Raw genomic sequence first — 20,279 nt, forward strand, 5'->3', positions numbered from 1 at the left:
TTTCAGGCCGAGGGGCTCGCGCACATAAGCCGTGTTTTTAGGCGAATCTTAGCAAAAACCCCGCATACGGGCCAGGAAAGGCGTGAGCCGGAAGGCAAACCCTCGTCATCGCATGGGTTGCCCCGAAGCAGAATGTCTTGTAAGAGATGCGGGCTAGTTCCCGGTAGCGCCAAAAAACTCGATCACGTACCTTGGGTAGATGCCGGGATCGGGGCGGAAATCCGGCTGCATGCGCTGTACCTCGAGGATTTCACCGCGGGCGAGGTCCAGGACGGCTTCATCCGGTTCCAGGCTGTGGTGGTGCTTGCCCAGCAGGTAGATGCCCTTGAGCCAGCGGAAGCTGAGTGAATCCTCGGCACCGTCAATCGCGATTTCCTGTAATTCACTCAGGGCCTTGCCCGGGTCGCCGCGACGGTAGGGCTTCAGGGTTGCCAACAAGGCCTCGCGCAGGGCCGCCTTGTTTTGTTCGGCCTGAGCCGTCGCCGTGTTGGTTTGCGGCGGAGAGTTTTCTCTCGGTGGGCTCGTGGTTTGATTGTTCGTCTGGTTGTCGGCTTGCGCCTGAGCCAATGCTTCTCGACGCTTGCGTTCCGCTTCCAAGGCCGCCAGGCGGTTTTTCTCGTCCTCGAGTTGTTTGCGGCGTTTTTCCGCATCCGCGGCGTCGGCGATGCGTCTTTTGGCGTCCACGATCTGTTGCTTGAGCGAAGCGATTTCCCCAAAACCCGCGTCGATACGTTCGATTTGACCAATCACCGTTTCGGCTTTGGCGAAATTCCGGTCAATGATCGCTGTTTTGGCGTCCAGCGCCATGGTGCGCAGGTGGGTGAGTTTGGCGTTGTCCACTTTGCCGAGCCCGACCTGGGCTTCCGGGCGATTGGGATAATCCTGAACCAGTTTTTGGAATGCCCGGCGCGCCTCAGCGAACTTTTTCTGGTTGAGCAGGTTTTGGGCGTCGGAAAGAGCGATGTTAAATTGGGCCGCCAGCGCCTTGCGTTTCTCTTCCGCGGCCTTCTGGATGCGGTTTTTGTCGGCGTGGTACTTGGCCAGCTCTTTGCGCTGGCGCTTGATGACCTCTTCCTCCAGCGCATCGGTTGACTTTTTGATCCAAGCTTCCGCTTCCATGATGTCCAGCGGTTCGTAGGCCAGCGCAATTTTGTAGCGCGGTAGATAGTTGGCGAAAATCGCGCCTTCCAGTCGATACCGCGAGGCCTTGTTTTCTAGGCGAAACGCTTCTTGGAAATCGGCAAGCGCGCCCTGGTGATCGCCCGCCTCCAGCTTGGCTTCACCGTCTTTGAAAAAGGTTTTGTAACCCGAGAACATGGCGGCACCGGGTAGCGCGCTACCCAGTACCAGCAGGAATAAGGCGACCGAAAGGGGGAAGTGTCGGGGTTGCCGGCTCATTGCAGATCCTCCAGCAGGAAGCTGTCTAGCTCCAGCTCAAACTCGGCGTGGGCTTTGGACAGGCTCATTTCGGGTGACACGTAGGCGCTGATTTCTTGGGTCAGGCCACCGTAATTGATGACAAAGGTGTATTTGCCCTCGGGTAGGCGGAACATTTGCGGCAATTCGCGCTGGTCGTGGTTGACCTCGCGGCCTTGTTCATCCGTAATTTTGACAATCGACCCCTTGGGAAAAGCCGAAACCAGTAAGTTGCCCTCGCGGAGCGGGACTGGAACCGGGTCGGGTGCCGGACCAGCCTTGGGCCACAGCAAAATGGCGAGGACCACCACCAGGGCAATCAGCGTGCCGCCGATCGCCAGGGGTTTGATCAAGCTGTTGGGTTTCAGTTCCTCAATGCCCGTCGGCGGCCGTTCTTCTCCCTCTACTTTTTGCTGCGCCTCGCGCTGCTCCGTGCGAACCGGGGGTTTGCTGCCGGCCACGCTGGGAATCTCAGTCACCACCGTGGGTTCCTCGATTTGCTTGAGGTCCTGACGGGTGGCGATGTTGTCCATCAATTCCGTTTGGCGATTGACACCGCCGAGCTTGCCGTGGATCGAACGCAAGGTGTCCAGCACCTCTGCCGCGGTCTGGAAGCGGTTTTCCGGCTTTTTTTCCAACATCTTCAGAATCACCGCGCGCAGGTCGCGGTCAATGTCCTCGAAGAACATGTCCGGTGGCGGCGGCGGTTCGTTAATGTGCTGGTAAAGAACCGTCATCCATTGGTCGGAATCAAAAGGGACACGACCGGTGACCAGTTCATAGAGGGTGATGCCGAGCGAGTAAATGTCGGAACGACCGTCGATTTCGCGGCCCATCGCCTGTTCCGGCGAAACATACCGGGCGGTGCCCATAAAGGTGCCCGCCGCCGTCTGACGTGTTTGGTCGGCAGCCTTGGCAATCCCGAAATCCATCACAATACCGCGACCGCGGCGGTCGACCAGAATGTTGTCCGGCTTAATATCGCGGTGAACAACCCCGCGACCGTGGGCGTAATCCAGCGCGGCGCAAGCGTCCATCACGATGCTCAGCGATTCCCGCTGCGGCATGCGGTTCTTGCGAACCAGGTCCGCGGCCGAACGCCCCTCCACAAAAGACATGGTGAAATAAACAAAAGGTTCGGCATGCCGGTTCTGAATTTTTTCCGGCGCCTTGATACGGTTCCAATTGCCGCGTTTGTGGACCTCGTAAATGGTGACGATATTTTGGTGTAAAAACTTGGCGGCGATACGGGCTTCTTTCACGAAGCGGTTGACGACGTCCGCGTCTTCCGTCAAATCAACATTCAGGATTTTGATCGCCTCTTTGCGGTCCAGATCGAGGTTGCGAACCAGGTACACCCAGGCAAAACCCCCTTTACCCAAGGGTTTTAGCAACTCGTATTTGTAGGGCGATTCCGTTTCTTCTTCGATGACCTGAGGTTCCGTGTCGACGTCGCCTTCGCCCGAGGCCGCGACCAAACCCGCCTGGGTGATTTGGGTTACGTCCGTGGGGCTGACCATCGCGGTTTCCCGAGTCTGATCGACATCCGGGTTGGACGTTTGTTCCTCGCTGCCTGGCTCTTCAGGATGATTGACCACGGAAGCCTCACTTCATTTAGAAAATACCCATGGGGGGACCGGGAACCTTGTGCTTGGGTAGCCCAAACGGGGGCAAACGCGCGCCGCGTCGAGGCGACGGGTGTAACTTGGCCGTGGGCATTTACCCAAACTTATCAAAAACAAGGCGTTCCCGCCAAGGTACCACGTGCGATTGGGTACCGCGGGGAACCGCGCGGCGAACCCGAGGGCTCCAGGGCCGCGAGTCCAGGTCGGTGCGGCACAAGTGGTGCCGACCCATTAGGGTGAGGTCATGGGAGCAGTGGGAACGCGGCCTTATTGTAACATCCTTTTGGACACGGTTTTAGCCCTCGAACCGCGCTTGATTTGTTTCTGGCCGAGCCTTCTTTCGGCCGGCGTTGCATTCGCGCAAAAAATACCGACCGACCGCCCATTTGCCACGGGTTAACCGTCCAAGCCCCACTTGATGTACTTACTCAGCAAGGCTTCCATGGATTCAACCCAGCGCATGTCGTGGCGAAGCTGTTCGACCTCAACCTCGCGCTGATCCGCTTGGAACACCCGGGTACGGCCCTGATCCATCACCACCCAAAAGGGACGAATCAGAATTTCGAGGCGGCCTTTTTGTTCCCGCCACAATTGACAACGGTGAATCCAACGTTCCCAAAAGTCCTGTTTTGCCAGGTCCAACAGGCTGCTCTTGAAAATTTCGTCCTTGTAAAGCAAACGGCGAAACGCCCACAACCGGCCCGGTTCGACCTGCCGGTAAAAGGGGACGCTTTGGTCGTCGGGTGGACCAAAAGTGGCGGCAATACGCACGATCAGCGCGTAGGGCTGTTGCTCCGTGGGGTAAAAATTGAGGTAGTTGGCCACCGGACCGCCTTCCCCCGCATCAATGAAGGGGGCGACCATTTGGGCCGCGCTGTGCGGCTTCAGGGAAGCCAACACGGGATTGCCCTTTTTGAACAACCACTGCATCACGCCACCTAACAGCGGGGTTTTATGCTGATCGCGGCCGAAAACCGCTTCGAAGGAAAGGGTGCCGTCCGTTAGGCCACGGGTCATGTAGGGCAGAATTTCCAGTTCGGGCTGTTCGAACAAGTGGCGATACAACCACAGATGGGCGCCGCGTACCCTTTCTTGGCAGTGCAGTTTGGTTAAATCCGCGGCGAGCCATTCAATTTCGCGCCGCTCCGGCAAATGATGATACAGGTGGTAAAGAACCTCGCCCAAGCGCGGATCGTCCCGGTGCGCAAACGTCAAACAAATCATGGTAAGTACCCGGTGACCAGGCGCCTGGCGGTAAGCTTCCCCGAGTAGGCGCAGCTCCTTGGCGGTGAGTTTGGCCGCGAAGTGCGGAATCGCCTTGGGTTGCATGGTCGCCAGTACCTGGAAAAGGTAAGGCAGGTTGGCGGGTTTTGGATCGGCGTCAAGTGGCCAGCGTTTTTCCAGGCGCGCCAGGGCCGCCAGCATTTGGTTGGGCCGAAAAGCAAAGGGGCTCGTTCGCATCCGCGCTACTCCTGAAGGTCGCGGTAAATTTGCGCGAATAACCTGGCTTCGCGCAGGCGACAGCGGATTTCGATGCGCCGTGATCGGACCGGATCCTCCTCGCCCGCCTCATTCAGGATCAGCTTGGAAAAAGAACGACCGCTGGCAACCACCATATCCTGCAAGCGTTCTTGGTTGTCACCGGATTGTTCCAACAGAAAGGTCATCACCGAGTAGGCGCGCCGTTGTGACAGTTCCAAGTTGTACAAATAGGTGCCGTTGGAGTTGGTGTGCCCTTCGATTTCGACCTGTTCGATAAATGGGGTGAACCGTTCGGAAAGCACCACCTCGGAGTAGGCGTTAAAGATGCGGGCCAGGGTTTCTTTACCCACCGGACTCAGGTCGGCCTCGTTTTCGGCGAACAGGACCTCGGCATCAATGCGCAAAATTCCCGTATCGCGGTCAATACGCACTTTTTCTTGGTCCAGGCGTTTCGATAATTCTTGGGTCAGCTCGAGTTGGACCGCGTGAAAGGAACGCAGTTTGCCGGCCTGGGTATCGATGCGGTTCTCTTTCTCTTCGATAAAAGAGGCGTACTGGTTCAACATCACGACAACCAGCAGGATAAACACAAACAACATGCCCGCCAGCAAATCGCTGTAAGCGGTCCAAAAATGGTTTTCTGTTTCTTCTTGCACGACCAGAGCGCGTTTGTGTTTCATCGGCGTTTCCCTAACCAGGAGCTGGATTTCGCCGTATCCTCGGGCGGTGTCTCGCCGGTTTTCTGCTGGATCGCCAGGATTTCAATCATTTGGCCAAATTCTTTAAGGCCCGTTTCGAAGTGGCGCATGCTTTTGGCCAGGATTTCGTCGATTTCGCCGTGGACGCCGCGCAAGGATTCGCCCAGCCGGTTGTGGAAGGTTTCGATATCGCTTTTGAGCAATTTGTGAAGCTGCTCCATGTGGCCGCGCGAGGTGTTCCAGTTCTGTTCGAGGCGTTCCGTATGGGAAATGAGAACCTGTTGATTTTTGGTCATTTGGGTGCTGGTCTGGCGCAACAGGTTGAGCACTTTTTTCAGTTCGACCGCGCCTTCGCTGATGACCGTCGCGGTTTGGCTTTGGGCCTGCTGAATCTCTTCAAAACTTGCCGCCACCGAAACCGCTTTATGGACCATTTGTTTGCTTTCGGCACCGGCCGCATGTTGCTGGTCCAACATTTGTTGGCGTTCTTTGAGGAGTCGGTCGAACACGCCGCCCATGTCGCGACTGAGTTGGCTGATCTCACTGTAGCCCGCGCTGATGACCGAGAGTTCGCGGCCGATTTTTTCCAGCAACGGCGAGGTATCCGGGCCGGCTTGTTGCGCGCCGCCGCCCGCCATGGGGTTGCCGCCCAGCTCTTCAAAGGCCGCGATCAGCGCTTTTTTGAAGGTTGTTTCCAATTGGCTTAACTGGAGCGTTTGGTCGCTTTGGTAACGCATGATCTGGTTATCGCGTTCGTCGGGAGAAAACAAAAACCGTTTTTCATGAAGGGTTTGGTAAAGATGGAAAAAAGCCGTCTCAAAATCACCCATGATCGATTTGTGGCGCCAGGTCCAGAGCAGGGCACAAAAGATACCGGAAATCGAGGTCAGAAAAGCCACGCTCATGCCGCCGAGCAAGGTTTTGACGCCGGCGGTTAACTGGCTGGAATTCGTGGGGTCCAAACCGGAGATGCCAACCGCCAAACCCGAAAAGGTAAACAAAATACCCAGGCCGGTCAGCAGGCCGGGCATCGTCTGCACCACTTCATAACTGTGGTGAATGCGGAAATATCGCTTGCCGTCACACAAGTAATCAAGGTCGATCACCCAGCCCGAACCGCTCGCGGTTTGAATCGGATCGTCGCTAATCGTGCGCCACAGCGTTTGCACCAAATCGCGACCGACCAAGTCTTCTTCATCGAGAAGTCGGTGCAGTTCCTTTTTAAAGGCGGTTTCATTGCTCGACGGTTTGAGTTTGTTGTCGAGATTGGAAATCACGGCGATGGTGTGTCGGTAGGCACCGAACAACCGGGTGGCTTGAAGAAACGTAAAGGCGACGATGCCGATACTGAGCAAAATCGAAACAAAAGTGAGAAGCATAAAACCCGCTTTCCGAGGCGTTCGGTCCAACACCGAACGGAAGATGATGAAAGGAAACCAAAGGGCGCCTGGCGATGGAGGATCGCGGCCTAAGCGTGCCGCGTCGCCCACATGCGGTGGCTTGGATTATGGGTTTGGTGATCCTTCGAGAATACCACAAGCGACCCGAAAAATACCGATTATCCCTTGGGAAACCGCGCTTCACCGCGCGGTGCGAAAGGCTGTGATTGTAGCCGCTTGCACCGAGAACACGGCGATTTTTTCCCGTTCCGTGTTGTTTCCCTCGATTTGGGCGAATCCTGTGCCGTCAAGGGGCCGCCGAAAACCTCTTTAAGAGAATAGGCACCGCACGATGCAAAGCGGCCGACGTTCATCGGGGAACGAAATATGCTGCCAGCCCGCATTTCTCACAAGGATTCGTCGCGAGAAGCTGAAAGCCTTGTGAGAAATGCGGGCTAGGTAAAACAAGGGATTAACTTCGGCCGGGTCCTATGTATAAAGCGCGAACCGACCAAAAATCCGGCTACCTTTCTTCAAAAAATAAGAAAGCAACCTCGATCAATTCAGCGAAGACTTTGCTGGATGGCGAACCTTTCCTTGAACCAATCGCCCATTGCGTCGCTCCTTTGGACCTTATTCGGGCGCGTTGTCTAGGGCGTTTCCCCGTTGCTCGCTTCTTCTTCTCGGAGCTCCTGGATTTCGGCGGCAAAGCAGCCTGAGAGGATCGGGTAACGGGCCCAGGTTTTGGGGTCGAGGTTGGAGTCGTCGAGGTGGAAGGCCGGTGCGTAACGTTCTCGCTTCCACTGGCTTGTTGCGAACATGCGGCAGAACTTGGCGGTCCATTCCAGCAGTTGGGTACGGGACCGTTGGGTTTCGAAGCGTGTGCAAAGTTTCTGGAACGCTTCACGTAGGGGCAGCCGTTGCCCGATGAGAAATTCTTCCAAACTGTCCAATACCGCGTAGGGCATGAGGTCTTTTTCGTCTTCCTGGGCCGCGTTTGGGGGGCGTAACTCCGCGGTCGGTTCTTGTTCATTGACGGTGCGCAAGGCCGGGACGGCTGCCAATCCGGCGACGCCCTCCTGCTCGACCCGAACCAGCCAATGTTGGAGGAAGGATTTGGCAACGCCGGCAATGGGTGAAAGGCCGCCGCAGGTATCGCCGTCCATGGTGGCGTATCCGACCGCCACCTCCGAGCGGTTGCTGGTCGAAAGCAACAAGCTGCCGCGAATGTTTGCCAGCATCCAAACGCTGGGGCCTCGGGATCTGGCCTGAATGTTTTGCAAGGCGATGTCGTCCTGTTCCCAGGTTAAAGGTCTTCCCAGGGCTTGGCTAATGGCGCTGGTGTAGGCGGAAACCATTGGGTCTACATCTAAGTTCAAATGGGTGGCGCCGAGGCTTTGGGCCAGCTTTTCCGCCGCGTTGCGGGTGACCGGCCCCGAGTTCCGCGTGCCTTGGTAAACGGTGGTCAGCAGTTGGGGCATGAGCCGGTCGGGGTTTTCAAATGCCTCGAGCAATTCGGGGAAATAGGTGAACCAGCGCCGGCGGGTTGCGGGATCCAATGCCTTGCGCATGCGTGACGCCGCCACCGCAACCAGCACCGCGACGGTACTGCTGTCGACCCCGCCGGAAAGGGACAGTGTGAAGCCGCGCGCGCGACTTTTGCGCATGTAATCGATGAGCGCGGTGGACGCGGCCTTGGCGAACGCCTCGTCCTCGTCGGCCACATCCCGTTCCGTCTGGTAGGAGACCGGGGTCGCTTCGGGAATGGCGGCATTGCGTGGGAGTCGCAGCTCACAGGTGGTAACCGCCTCGGCGCGGCCTTCATAGGGGAAGTCGTACACGGTGACATTGCCGTCGCTGCACTCCAGGCGTGGGCCGCGCTGGACGATGCGTCCCTCGTGGGCAAACAAACATTCGCCGTCGTAAATCGCGCGTCCTGATTCACAGCCGAGCAGGTTGGCGTAACCGTACCCGATGTTGAAATCCCGCGAGGAATCGCGGACCAGGTTCTCGCGAACATCGGCTTTACCCATACTGAAATGGCTGGCGCTGGCGTTGAAAATGAAATGGGCGTAGCGGGCGAGCCGACAATTGCGTTTGTCCCGGGTGACCCAGGCATCCTCACAAATTTCGCTGGAAAAAATGAAATCGTCGTAGGCCAGGGTAAAGTTGCCGATGGGGATCGGGGTTGGGTTATCGCCGAAAGGGCGCCGGTCCAAGGTCCCGCTTGGCCAAGCGTCAAACCAGCGCGGTTCATAGTGAATCCCCTGGCGGGCAAGGTAGGATTTACAGAAAATAGCGCGCACCGCACCCTCCGCGCAGACTGCCAAGCCGTTGTAACAGTGCCCGTCTAGGCTTAAAGGGAACCCCACCAAAAGAACAAGTTGGTCGATTTCCGCGGCGAGTTGTGTCACGTGTTGTGCGGCCCGCGTGGTGGTGTCGGGATGGAGAAAGGCATCCTCGCAACCATAACCAGTGATGGCTAACTCGGGCAAACAGAGCAAATGGACCTGTTGGCATTGAGCTTGGCGGACGACGGCGCGGATTCTTTCAAGATTGCCCGGCCAATCGAGCGGCGTTTGGTTGAGGGAGGCGAGACCGAGGCGGAGGGTTTGAGGCATGGGCGGCACTCCTTATCGTGTGCGATAGAGTTAGTGTATTTATTACACTAAAGAGTGTCAAGCGCTGGGTCATTTTTTTAATAAACTCTGCATCACCAGGTCGACCGAGCGGAATCCGTTGAGGACCCGTTTCTGGGAGGTATCCACGAAACCGCGGTTGCTGATGTTGCCCATCAGGACCTGTTGCTTCGCTGTCTCGCTTTCTTCACCGTAGAACAAAATCGGCGTGCGGTTCTGGACGGTTGCGCAGAACTTGCGGGTGAACGAGGCTTTCTCCGGGTTTTCGGTGTCCAAAAAGATGAGCAGGAGGCTGGGATTGGTACCCAGGGCGGTGCGGATGTTGGCAATGTTGGCGTCTGAGGTCAGTACCTCGTATTTGCGCGAAAGGCAGCCGTACCAGAAATCGAGGTCACTTTGCTTGTTGCCGATAACGAGGATCGAGTTGGGGATACGTTCACGATTGCGGACCAGGAGCGACTTGGTGGTGGCGATGGCGCCGGCGCGTTCCGCTTCCATCTGGGCGGTTGACTGGCGGAAAACCCATTGGTTCAAATCTTCCTGGGCTTCGTTGCTGAGGTTCTTAATGCGTACCCCAAGGCGATAGGGGCCCTGTTCCTCGTCGGCGCTGATATGGCGAATTTCGGCATCAAAACTCAGCTTAAAATCATCGCCGAGTTGGGCCTCGGCTTGGATCAGGCTGCCTTTTTGAAAGAGGTAGCGGTTGTCCCCAATGTTTTCCTTAAGAAGAAAGCCGAAGCCGTTGGGTGAAACGTTGAGGATGGTACCCCGGTAGAGATTGAGATCGGGGGTGTTAAAGGTAAAGCTGGAACCGCCCGGAATCTGTTGGGTTCGTTTGACGCTGCGTTTCTCGTCAACGTAAACGTACTCGGGACGGGTGAACTTAAGCCCGCGCAGGTTTTTGACGGTGGTTAAACCCACCAACCGGAAATGGCCTTTGAGCAGGGTGGCGCGGAAGGGGAAATACAGGACCAACTCTTGGTTGCGCATTTTACGCACATCGTCGAGGTGGGACAAGTTGTTATCGAGGATTAAATTGATATCGTCGACGTCGAGAAAACGGGCCGAGAAACTATGGTGCTCGGACACGACGCGGGCCGGGATGCGCCGTTTACAAGCAACGCGCAGAACCTGCTCAAGGGCTTGTTCCGCAATTTTCTTGGTCTTCTTTTTGAACATCATTAAGGTCTATCACCCAATTCGTAACGGGTGAGCATGAAACTCACCAACGCCGGCCTGAACAAAAGCTCGCGGGAAACCCCGGTGTTTTGCGTGAAAATCGGCGCGCCGTAACGCGTCGTGCCGTGAAGCGACAAGGGACATCAAGGTGGGTCGATGCCGGGGCAACGACCCATATCGAAGCATAACCCGGTTTATCCATGCAATCGACGGTTGGTTGCGAAAAAAGGTAAAATTTTCACAAGGAAAAGCTTGAGTTGGCGAAAGCAGTGCGCTCGGCGACATCCTGGCGAGCGGCGACGATGGCGGCCCCTTTTGGTTTGGGGCCGTCAGGTCGTTACCCCTGTGAACAGGCATCGTTGGAAAAGGTCGCGGACAGGGCGACTAGATGCGGAACTGCATGACCAAGTCTTGCAGCTTTCCGGCCAAACCGGACAGCTCTTTGGACTGATCGTTGACCGAGGAAGAACCGTGGTAAACCTCGGTCACGGAAGAGGAAAGGTCTTGGGTGTTTTTGGTGACGACCTGCGCGCCTTGCGCCGTGTCCTTGGCTTTGTCGCTGATGTCATGAATCAAATTGGCAAGGGAAGAGGAGTTTGCCGAAATATCCCGCGCGGCCCGGCTGACATCCAGCACGTTGCGCGAAACCTCTTCCAAACTGGCGGCGGCTTCCGCGGTGGTTTGGGAAACCTCGTTGGTGGTTACCGATTGCTCCTCTACCGCGCCGGCGATGGTCAGGTTCACCGAGTTCAGTTCGTTGATGATTTCGGTGATTTCGCGGATTGCGGCAATGCTGGCCTGGGTGTTTTCCTGCATTTTGTTGATTTGTTCAACGATGTTTTGGATGGCTTCCGCGGTCTGCTTGGAGAGATCTTTAACCTCGTTGGCAACAACGTTAAAACCTTTGCCGGCGTCGCCCGCGCGCGCGGCCTCAATCGAGGCGTTCAAGGCGAGTAGGTTGGTTTTCTCCGCGATTTCATCAATCACCTGAACAACGCGACCGACCGATTCGGCGCTTTCGCCCAGTTGGTTCATCAAACCCTGGGTAACACCGGCTTTTTCGGCGGCGGTTTTCGATACGTTGGCGGCGTGCTCGGTATTTTTGGTGACCTCGTTGATGGTCGCCGACATTTCCTCAAGGGCAACCGCGATGGTGTTGGTGTTTTCGGAAACCATGGTGGCCGTGTCTGATACTTGGTCAAGTGTGGAACTCATTTCTTCGACCGCGGACGATACCGAGTTGACGTTCAGGGTGGCGTCCTCGGCGGCAGTGGCGACGGTGTTGATGTTTTGGGTCATGTCGCCGGTTTCACTGGACACCGAAATGGTGCGTTTGTTCATTAACTGACTGTTGGTGGTCATGCCGCCGGCCAATTTATCGAGGCGCCCGGAAGCCTCGTTAAGGGTGCTCGCGTTGTCGCTAATCTGGCGAATCGTTTCCTGCAGCTTGTCGAGGAATAAGTTGAACCAACTTGCCATTTCGGAGAGTTCGTTTTTGCTGGTGATCTCAATCCGTTTGGTCAGGTCGCCCTCACCTTCGGCGATGTCGCGCATGATGGCGTTCATCTTGGCGATGTTGTTGATGATGCCGCGCGAAATGATGAAGCCGACAATCAGGCCGAGAATCAAGCCGCCGAAGCCGATGATTTGGCTGGTTTGGCGGTTGGAGGCGACCGATTCGTTAAGGAACTTGCGGGAAAACTGCATCTTTACAAAACCGGCGTCGCTAAGGGGCGCCATGATTTCGGTAAACTCTTCTGAGGGCAAGCGCTCTATATCTTTGGCTTTGGTTACGGCCTCGTTGAAAATCTGGGCCTTGAGTTGGTCCTTGGATTGGCCGGGTGCCATTTCATCAAACTTGGTACGCAGCTCCGTTGCTTGATCCGGGCTGGTTATCTTGCCGTCCTTGATGCCCACAATCAAGAAACCGTCGGTATCGTAAACGTTGAGGAGGGTCAGGGTGCGTTCACCTTGTTTCTTCTGCAAATCGTTGATCCCGGTAAGCACGGCTTCTACACCGGAAGCATCCTGCAGCAGGCTGTAGGTGGCCATGGCCGTCGCGAGGTTATCGGTTAACAGACTGGAAATGTACTCGGTGTTTTTCGTCGAAATGTTCTCGCCCAGCTCCTTGGCCTTGCTGGGAAAATAAAACACCATAAAAACGAGAATGGCGCCCAAGAGCAGAATCAGCGAAGCAATCTGGGCCTTAATCGTCGATGGAATCATAATCCAACCCTTCCTCACGAACTTAATACGCGATCCATAAGCACATTCGTCCCGATTCTGAAGCCAAACCAAAAGGGCGGCGGCGCCGCCCAAACTAGGGTCTAGTTAATGGTGGCGGCTACTTTCAAAATCGCGGGGTTCCAGTTAATCTCTTCAGCCTTACTTGAAGAAAGGTTGAGAATTATTTTCGGTTTTTTGTTTTCGACGCCGATACCCAGGGTTACGCCGTCGTTAACGTAGCTGGGAATGCCGGTCACGCTTAACACTTTGTTGGATTGGGTGTAAGCGGTGATACCGCCTGGATCACTGCCGACGTAAACAACTTCCGCGGGGCTGGAGGGCGTCCCGCTGCTTTCGTTTACGGCGTTAAGGGTGGCTTTGCCGGCGGTTTTGCCGACCAGCGCTTTGAGCTCCTTGGCGATATCGGGGGCGCCGACAACATGAATCGTAAACGGCTTGTCTCCCAAATTCGTATAAAACGCCAGGATTTTGAGGATAAGCGCCGCCTGAAGTTTGGCGGGGGCTTGGTCCTGAGCAACGAGTGGGGTACTTAGGCCGACGGCTAATGCAAGAACCATAAGCATTTTGGCGATGCCGGTTTTGAAACGCATGGGGCACACTCCTGAGCGAAATCATGTAATGACAGATAGAACCGTCCTAAAGGGGACTGGTTAGGAAAGAAATTGGGTGCTTTGAGTTGTTGAATGGCCTTGATTCTACCGCACACCTTCCGATCAGAGCTACACTTAAGTTGGCACGCAACCAGTCATTTAGCCTGACGGCCTTTTCTTTTCACTAAAACAGTCGGCTTACCAGACCCTATCGGTCGTTTTTGTTGGAGGTTTAACTTAACCGGCAAAACAGCAATCACTTGCGTAGATTATGCTTTTAAATAAAGGATAACCTAGTGTTGTTGCCGGGCTCGGTTAAACCTAAGAAGTGCGATCAGAATGAGGGATTTTTGCTAAAGATCTGGAGCGAGATGGCTTGGAAAAAGCGAGCCGGGTCGCGCACGGCCGCACCGAAGGGTGCGGTGCGCATTTTTGCAGGCCGTTGTAGTCCAGAGGTTTAGCTAAAATCACCGAGAATCGCACTTCTTCGGTTATTGACTTGGCGATCCGCTTGGGTATCGTCACGCGGGGTTGATAAAGCAGGTTCAATGCCGAAAACCTTTTTGAAAAAAGAGGGGGCGCGTGGCTAGGCGACGGTTCAGCACGGTTCGGACCAGGCCCGGCGGTTTTTCCGGGGGTTAGCTTTTGCCGCGATCCAAATCGAACAGACGGGCGGCCGAAACATCCTCGCTTCCATTCTGGGTGGAACCCAGGTCGACGATATCGGTATCACTTTCCTCGTCACCAAGGAATTGCAGCCAAACGTCGAGGCGTTTGCTTTTTTCCGGTAAGAACTCGCGGCGATCCCGTTCCAGCAGATGGTCGAGGATTTGGTGGTAGAGCGGGTGTGTTTCAGCCATAAGTGCCTAGTTCTCCTGGTAATACTGTCGCAGGAACTGGGTCGCTTCATCATTGGAGGGATCGATGGCTTTGATGCGTTTCCACAATTCGATGGCTTTGTCCATTTGGTTTAGTGAGCGGTGCGCTTGGGCCAGATTGAGCAGGATCGGCAGGCTCTGAGGGTTGAGATCACCCGCTTGTTCCAGGAGCTCAAGGGCCGCCTCGGGTGTGCTGTCCAGCAGGGCCAACACGCCGCGGTTGTTGAGGACATCAACCAGGTGCGGGTTGATTTGGGCCGCCTTCTCAAAGGCGGTGATCGACTTCTCGGTATGCCCCAGGGCCGAATACACAACACCTAAGTTGTTCCAGATTTCGGCACTGGACGGCGCGTTTTTCGCTGCCTCCTCTAAAACCTGAAGCGCCTGACCCAGCTCGTTACAGTAATAAAGTTGAACACCGTAATCGTTGAGCTGTAGGCTGTCATCTGAAGGGGACATTTGCCCGCTGTCCAAGGGGCGTGTCTGTAATGGGTCGCCTTGGACCGTGACGGCGCTCAGCCGCGTCTCAATGCGTTGAAGCGCCTCCGACATCTGGGTGGCGGTTTGCTGCATGAGTTTTTCCGCAAAGGCGTCAAAGCGCTGTTCCCATTGTTGGTTGAGTTGGTCTAACGCGTCGCTGGTGGGTTCGTCCATCATCCATCGTCCTCGATACGGTTCGGCTTAGCCGTTCCAGTCGGTTGAAAAATTTAGGGTTTCGTTGGCGGGGTCGTCTTCGTCGCCGAAATTCATGACCGGGGGTCGGTTGGCGCTGTTGACCACTTTTAATCGGGAGAACAGCGCGCGAATGGTTTCGGGTTTGCCGTAGCTTTCAATAAAATCCTGGCGCAAAAAGTTGGGGAGGCGGGTGCCCGGCGGTTTCAGCGCGATAGCACGCGGGGTTAGTCCGGCGGCATGCAGGAAACTCTGTCGTAAAGAAACGGGCAGTTGCGATTCGGTAATGTGGAGTGCGGCTTTGAGGCGGTCACCCAAGGAGAATAGGTATTTGCTTTCGAGCAAAATGCGCAAATTGTCGGGTGCGTGCTCGAGGTGCTTCATCAGCGCGGCGAAGCGCAAGTGTTGCCCGGTGTGTAGCAGCCAGTCGAGCGCTTTGCCGGGGACCGGGACGGCTTCGGTATTGGGATCGCTGTTGCTGGTGGATTCCAGCCAGTGGCGCAACTCCAGCTCACGTACTTTGCCGTAAGCTTCGGCCAAACGGTCGTACATTAAGGCTTTATCGTCGGCAAACAAAGCTTCCAGTTCGCTGAAGTCCGGGTTGGCACCGGACTCGCGCAGCAGGGCAAAGGCTTCCAGGCGGAACAGCGGTGTTGCGTCGCGGGTTTCCCAAATCTTGCGAAAGAAAAAGGCGGCTTGTTCCAAATCCTCGCGTACGCTGATCCAGCCCGCGTCGTGCCAAAAGTCGAGCCGATCAGGGAAGCGTTTGGCGAGGAGAACGTAGAGATCGAGGACCTGCATTTTGGCGCGGTCGTTTTCCAGGGACTCCAGTAGCTCAAAGGCTTTCTCAAACTCGTGCATTTCATAATAGATGCGTGCTTGACCGGCCTTGGCCTCATCGCGAATTTCGAGGTTTTTGGCGGCGGTTTGCATCCACTGTAAGCGGTCTTGGGCCATGTGACGACCGAACTCGGCCTGTTCGCAGGCCAGCAACATGCGACCGTAAGCGCCCCACTGGAACAGCAGCTTGGCGAATTCGTACAGGGCTTCGCGGTTCTCTTTTTTCTTGAGCATGAGCACGCGGTAGACGCCTTCCGCCAAGGATTCTGCTTTGGGTTTGTCTTTATGGCTGAACTCCTCGAGGAGCTTGACCGCGGCCACGGAAAAGTCGAAATCGAGTGCGATGCGGATCAGCAGGCCGTAAAGGTGGACGACATCAATGGAATCGGGGTTTTTGCGCAGGTAACCGCGCAGGTATTGGTACACGGTTTCGGCGGCGTTGGGGACCTTGGCGGTGAGGTTGCGGAAGGTGTCGACCGCGCGGGGGACCTCGCTGTGAACCAGGTAATATCGGCCGAGCAGGAATGCCGGCTTGGGATCTTGCGGGAATTTGAGGTTGATCAGACTGGTAATGTGAATCAGTGCCTCGCGAATTTCCGGGTCGCGCAGGTCGATACGTGCCAAGGTCTGGTTGACCGAATCAATATCCCCGGTTTGCAAATGCCAAAAAGCCAGATCGAGAATGGCGCGGGCGGTGCCGACTTTTTCCATGAAGGTTGTTTGCGCGCGAATAATCAGTTCCAGTTCATGGGGGTTGTGCTGATGCCATTCTTGTAGCAAGGGCTCCCAGGTGGTCTGGTCCTCATGGAGCAGGGCGAGGTTCAGTACTTCTTTCAATAAATGGGCATTGTCGGGGAACACCAGTTCGCCGAGGCGGCGTCGGTTGGTTTGCCAAAAACGGTTTTGGCGCGAACTGAGGCAATAAAAACGCAAGGCTTCAGCGAGGTGGCCGAACCCTTCATAAGCGGTTCCCAGAAGTTGGTAAATTTCAGGTAGATCGCTTTGGAAGGCCGGCTCGTTAATGCACTGGCGGCCCAATTTGACGGCCTCGCTGTACATGCCTTTGCCGAGCAAAAGGTTGAGTTTGGCCTTGAGCCAGTAGGTCTTGAGCGTCGGTGATTGGGCGAATTGGTCGCCCAGCGTAAACAGCGGCGCCAGGTCCTCGGGGTGGCGTTTGGTCCAGGTCTCCAAGGCATTGAGTGCCGCCGCCCAGTTGTTGGTTTGGAAATGGCGCTGAATGGTGTTGCGCACCTCTTCGCGGGCATTGCTCGCTTGGGGTGCGGGCGGTTTTTTGCGTTTTTCTTCTTCCTCGGATTGCTGTTTGAAGTGGCGTTCGGTGACTTCTTGAAAGTGGTTGGTCAACGCGGCCCAGGCGCGGGCCGGCTTGAGTTCGGGTTTGACCCGTTCGATGGCGCGGACCAAGTCGCGGTAGTCGGTTACGTAATGATTGCAAAGATCTTCGGCGGGCTGGATGAGTTCACAGCTCAGCTCGGGATACTGCAATAAGAAGTTTTTGACCTCGGGCAGCGCGGCCGGGTATTTCTTTTCGCGGAGCAGGAGGAAAATCATCGCCAACAGGTAGAAGGGGCTGGGCGGGTCCTTGGGACGGCGTTGGTCCAATTCGGCGAGCAAGGCGTCGGCGGGTTCGCCGTCTTCCAAGACACGCCACAAGGCGATCATGGAGGCGCCGTGGCTGTCGGTGGGTGCAATGCGGTAGAGAAGCGTCGCGTAACCGGCGTGGTACTTACGGCTGAGTTGGTCTTCCAACAGGCGGGTTAACGGGCGGCGGTATTCGCTGACTTCACGCACCGCGGTGAGGTGGTACAGCGCGCGGTCATGGTTGTTGTCTTCCATTTTGGCTTTGCCGACAATGAAATGGAGTTCGGGCAAAATGGGGTAACGTTCGAGAACGGCTTCCATTTGGGCGATGACGTCGGGGTGTGGATCGTCGCTGTAGAGGTTTTTGAGCAGCAGGGCGGCGCTTTCCCAGCTTTGGTTGTCGATGTAGGTTTTGACGAGGTCAATTAACACGCGCCGTTTGCTCTCGGGATCGTTGATCTGCAGCATGGCTACTTTTTTGAAATCGAAAAGTTCGTCCTCGGGTAAAGCGCAGACTTGGCCCATGACGCGGTCGAAAATCTCCGAATCGTTAAGGAACACGGCGAGCTTGAACTTGACGAGGGTGATGTCGGCGCCGTCGGCCTCGGGGAACAGGCTATTGACCTCGACCAATATTTTGAGCGCGTAGTCGCGGCTTTCGTGGCCCATGGCGGAGAGGAGCGATAGTGCCTCGGTGCGTTTGCCGGCGGCGATGATCAGGCGAATAATTTGTAGGCGATGGTGGAACCGCGTCATGTCGAGCAGGCCGGAGCGTTGGCAAAAGGTCATGATGCGTTTCAAGAAGCGCGGTTGTGCTTTGAGGGCGCGGAACCAAATACTGAGCGCTTCCTCCATTTCACCGCGCACAAAACGGCCGACCCCGGCGGCCACGTAGTAGGTGCCCGCGTGACGTTCGTCCTGGAGGTCGGCGGCTGCTTTCATCCAATGGTCGATGATCCAACGTTGGTTGGCGTCGGCGTAAAGCCGGACCCAACCCGCGATGTTGTTGAGGGATTGGCGGCTGAGCAGGAAGTTGGCGAGGCCGGTCAGAAAGCCGGGGTGTTCCTCGACGTAGGCGATAAAAGGCAGCCGGTTTTCGCTGTTGCAGAGATCGTCGAGTTTAAAGTTTTCGAGCGCATCCTTAAAGTAGGAGAGCGTTTCGGTCCAGTCATTGCGTTGCAGCGCGATGGTGGTGCCTTCACGGTAGAATGCCAGTTCGTTTTTGTAGCTTTCCTCGTAGTTGGCGCGCAGATCTTTGAAGGCGGCCCAGGCTTTTTCGTAACTCTCTTTGCCACGAATGCGGCGAATTTTTTCCAGATGCTTTTCGAGTGCCCGTTCCAAGTAGATACCTCTCTAAATGCCTGGTATGAAAAGGAATCAAATTGTGGTTCGGTGGTGGGGGACCGGTGGTAAACCAAGGGGCCGCCCCTCTCTACCGAAAAAGGAGCCAGGTGCGAATCGGGGGAAACGCTTGGGTCATTCGCGGCATACGCTCATGGAGGGTGTCCCCAACTATAGCCCAAAGCAACCCGTGAAACCAGACCAAAACCCGGTCGTCGTTGCTGGTTTTGAGGGAGAAATGTGGCACTTTTTTGGGCGTCACCCCGCGTGAAATCAAGCAGATAGCTCAAAGGCTAGGGATAACCAGGGGGCGTCGGCGAGGTTCTTGCGCGCGGGGAAAGGCCTTCGGTTATAATAGGCGCCACCTTACCAGACAATCACGATTGCGAATGCCCGACCGATCAGTGACCGGACCCATGGTATTCCGGTGGTGTGTTTCGCTACGAGGACGGTTTTTATGAAATGGTTTGCCACGGCGTTGTTGTTGGTTTCGACCGCCACCCTTATTGCCCAGGAATACATCATCGGTCCAGGTGATTTGATCAAGATCTTCGAGATGAACTATCCCCAAATTGAGGGAGAATACCGCGTTAACAGCTTGGGTTACATCAGTTTGCCGGAATTGGGGCGCATCAAAGTCAAAGGCCTTTCCATTGCCGAAACCCAGGAAGCCGTCAGCAACCAAATGCAAAAATACCTTAATAACCCGCAGGTTTTGGTTGAGGTGAGTGAATACAATTACCGCCCGATTTCGGTATTGGGGGCGGTGCACCGACCCGGCCGTCTGGAGGGTTACTCGCCGAACCTGACCTTGGTGAATGCGTTGTCCCAAGCGGGCGGGGTCGGCGAAAATGCCTCGGACAAGGTGATTGTCATGCGTCAAACTGAGGCGGGCCTGACGGAAACCTTGGAAATCAGCTACGAGCGGTTGATGTTTCATGCCCAGGCGCATCTCAACATTCCGCTGTTTCCGGGCGATACGGTCAACATTCCGGTGGAAAAACCCTTCCGTGTTTCCATCATCGGCGAGGTCAACAAGCCGGGTGAGATGGAGTTCTCGCGCGGTGGCAAGGTCACCATCCTGCGAGTCATCGCCGCCGCCGGTGGTTTGACGGATTACGCCCGCCGTCGCGGTGTTCTGGTAAAACGCCAGGTAGGTGGCAAGGACCAAGAATTCAAAGTTGATATTCGTGCCATCACCAATGGGAGCGAGCAAGATTTCGAAATGAACCACGGCGACGTGGTGATCGTCCCCTAGTCAGGATGGTTTGGGAATGAGGTTCCCGGGTGCTTGGCGTGGTGTTCGTTTTCTCTACCAGGATTTCAGGATGAACGCAGGATTGGCGATTGGATGGGGTTGCTTCGGCGTTGCATGTTTCCGCCTTTGATGATGCGTGATGTATGGGCTGGTGGGTTTCGTGATCTGGTTGCGCCGTTTTCCAGGAGGCGACATTTTCCCCTTGAAACACTTTATCTTAGGCCTGTCCACAAGATTCTTCTGCCGAACCGGGGAGAGGCTGTTCCCGAGCACCCAAAGCGGAACCAGGACCCAGCCGGGAAACCCAGCCGAATCGCAACCCCTTCATCCAGGGTGGAATCAGGCCACGGAAGCAGGCGCGCATCATCGCCCATCCAGGTGTCTATCCTCTAATCCTTGATAAAAAAATGCGTCAAAGCGGAACCAGGACCCAGCC

At 55.9% G+C, this 20,279-nt stretch carries 13 protein-coding genes; 1 reads left to right on the forward strand and 12 read right to left on the reverse strand.

The genetic code is table 11. The features are described from left to right. Positions 1-153: 153 nt before the first annotated feature. The 12 genes from J3U88_RS01010 to J3U88_RS01065 form a co-directional block, all read right to left on the reverse strand. Positions 154-1,398, reverse strand: coding sequence for a hypothetical protein (locus J3U88_RS01010; protein WP_207856254.1), 1,245 nt, complete (start codon positions 1,396-1,398; stop codon positions 154-156). After that, entirely contained in the window at positions 1,395-3,014 is a 1,620-nt protein-coding gene (locus J3U88_RS01015; RefSeq protein WP_207856255.1) for a protein kinase domain-containing protein, read from the reverse strand. The genes J3U88_RS01010 and J3U88_RS01015 overlap by 4 nt, the downstream gene beginning before the upstream one ends. 423 nt (positions 3,015-3,437) lie before the next feature. Beyond that, positions 3,438-4,502 carry a hypothetical protein gene (locus J3U88_RS01020; RefSeq protein WP_207856256.1) on the reverse strand — a complete coding sequence of 355 codons (1,065 nt, stop codon included), beginning with the start codon at positions 4,500-4,502 and terminating at the stop codon, positions 3,438-3,440. Positions 4,503-4,507: 5 nt separating this feature from the next. Then, the gene (locus J3U88_RS01025; RefSeq protein ID WP_207856257.1) at positions 4,508-5,203 is read right to left on the reverse strand and encodes an OmpA/MotB family protein; all 696 of its coding nucleotides are present in this window, start codon (positions 5,201-5,203) and stop codon (positions 4,508-4,510) included. Continuing rightward, positions 5,200-6,600 carry a hypothetical protein gene (locus J3U88_RS01030; RefSeq protein ID WP_207856258.1) on the reverse strand — a complete coding sequence of 467 codons (1,401 nt, stop codon included), beginning with the start codon at positions 6,598-6,600 and terminating at the stop codon, positions 5,200-5,202. Before J3U88_RS01030 ends, J3U88_RS01025 begins: the two co-directional genes overlap by 4 nt. Before the next feature lie 650 nt (positions 6,601-7,250). Beyond that, the gene (nadE, locus tag J3U88_RS01035) at positions 7,251-9,221 is read right to left on the reverse strand and encodes an NAD(+) synthase (protein WP_207856259.1); all 1,971 of its coding nucleotides are present in this window, start codon (positions 9,219-9,221) and stop codon (positions 7,251-7,253) included. Between the two features lie 69 nt (positions 9,222-9,290). After that, entirely contained in the window at positions 9,291-10,421 is a 1,131-nt protein-coding gene (locus J3U88_RS01040) for a PilZ domain-containing protein (RefSeq protein ID WP_207856260.1), read from the reverse strand. A gap of 381 nt (positions 10,422-10,802) precedes the next feature. Then, on the reverse strand, positions 10,803-12,644 hold the full coding sequence (locus J3U88_RS01045) for a methyl-accepting chemotaxis protein (protein ID WP_207856261.1): 1,842 nt from the start codon (positions 12,642-12,644) through the stop codon (positions 10,803-10,805). A 101-nt stretch (positions 12,645-12,745) separates the two neighbouring features. After that, positions 12,746-13,255, reverse strand: coding sequence for a YfiR family protein (locus tag J3U88_RS01050; RefSeq protein WP_207856262.1), 510 nt, complete (start codon positions 13,253-13,255; stop codon positions 12,746-12,748). 638 nt (positions 13,256-13,893) lie between these two features. Further along, the gene (locus J3U88_RS01055; protein WP_207856263.1) at positions 13,894-14,115 is read right to left on the reverse strand and encodes a hypothetical protein; all 222 of its coding nucleotides are present in this window, start codon (positions 14,113-14,115) and stop codon (positions 13,894-13,896) included. A gap of 6 nt (positions 14,116-14,121) precedes the next feature. Next, positions 14,122-14,790, reverse strand: coding sequence for a tetratricopeptide repeat protein (locus J3U88_RS01060; protein ID WP_207856264.1), 669 nt, complete (start codon positions 14,788-14,790; stop codon positions 14,122-14,124). 24 nt (positions 14,791-14,814) lie between these two features. Next, positions 14,815-18,585: a tetratricopeptide repeat protein gene (locus J3U88_RS01065; RefSeq protein WP_207856265.1), complete on the reverse strand. Its 3,771-nt coding sequence runs from the start codon at positions 18,583-18,585 to the stop codon at positions 14,815-14,817. A 457-nt stretch (positions 18,586-19,042) separates the two neighbouring features. Between J3U88_RS01065 and J3U88_RS01070 the strand changes: the two genes are divergently transcribed. Beyond that, positions 19,043-19,843 carry a polysaccharide biosynthesis/export family protein gene (locus J3U88_RS01070; RefSeq protein ID WP_207856266.1) on the forward strand — a complete coding sequence of 267 codons (801 nt, stop codon included), beginning with the start codon at positions 19,043-19,045 and terminating at the stop codon, positions 19,841-19,843. The last annotated feature ends 436 nt before the right edge of the window (positions 19,844-20,279 follow it).

Source organism: Acanthopleuribacter pedis, from assembly GCF_017377855.1.
GTDB classification, from domain to species: domain Bacteria; phylum Acidobacteriota; class Holophagae; order Acanthopleuribacterales; family Acanthopleuribacteraceae; genus Acanthopleuribacter; species Acanthopleuribacter pedis.

What these genes read in the sequence shown, in the direction of transcription:
- J3U88_RS01070 (WP_207856266.1), top strand. Translation starts at nt 19,043, where the DNA reads ATGAAATGGTTTGCCACGGCGTTGTTGTTGGTTTCGACCGCCACCCTT.
- nadE (WP_207856259.1), bottom strand. Translation starts at nt 9,221, where the DNA reads ATGCCTCAAACCCTCCGCCTCGGTCTCGCCTCCCTCAACCAAACGCCG.
- J3U88_RS01040 (WP_207856260.1), bottom strand. Translation starts at nt 10,421, where the DNA reads ATGATGTTCAAAAAGAAGACCAAGAAAATTGCGGAACAAGCCCTTGAG.
- J3U88_RS01030 (WP_207856258.1), bottom strand. Translation starts at nt 6,600, where the DNA reads ATGCTTCTCACTTTTGTTTCGATTTTGCTCAGTATCGGCATCGTCGCC.
- J3U88_RS01055 (WP_207856263.1), bottom strand. Translation starts at nt 14,115, where the DNA reads ATGGCTGAAACACACCCGCTCTACCACCAAATCCTCGACCATCTGCTG.
- J3U88_RS01050 (WP_207856262.1), bottom strand. Translation starts at nt 13,255, where the DNA reads ATGCGTTTCAAAACCGGCATCGCCAAAATGCTTATGGTTCTTGCATTA.
- J3U88_RS01045 (WP_207856261.1), bottom strand. Translation starts at nt 12,644, where the DNA reads ATGATTCCATCGACGATTAAGGCCCAGATTGCTTCGCTGATTCTGCTC.
- J3U88_RS01010 (WP_207856254.1), bottom strand. Translation starts at nt 1,398, where the DNA reads ATGAGCCGGCAACCCCGACACTTCCCCCTTTCGGTCGCCTTATTCCTG.
- J3U88_RS01025 (WP_207856257.1), bottom strand. Translation starts at nt 5,203, where the DNA reads ATGAAACACAAACGCGCTCTGGTCGTGCAAGAAGAAACAGAAAACCAT.
- J3U88_RS01020 (WP_207856256.1), bottom strand. Translation starts at nt 4,502, where the DNA reads ATGCGAACGAGCCCCTTTGCTTTTCGGCCCAACCAAATGCTGGCGGCC.
- J3U88_RS01060 (WP_207856264.1), bottom strand. Translation starts at nt 14,790, where the DNA reads ATGATGGACGAACCCACCAGCGACGCGTTAGACCAACTCAACCAACAA.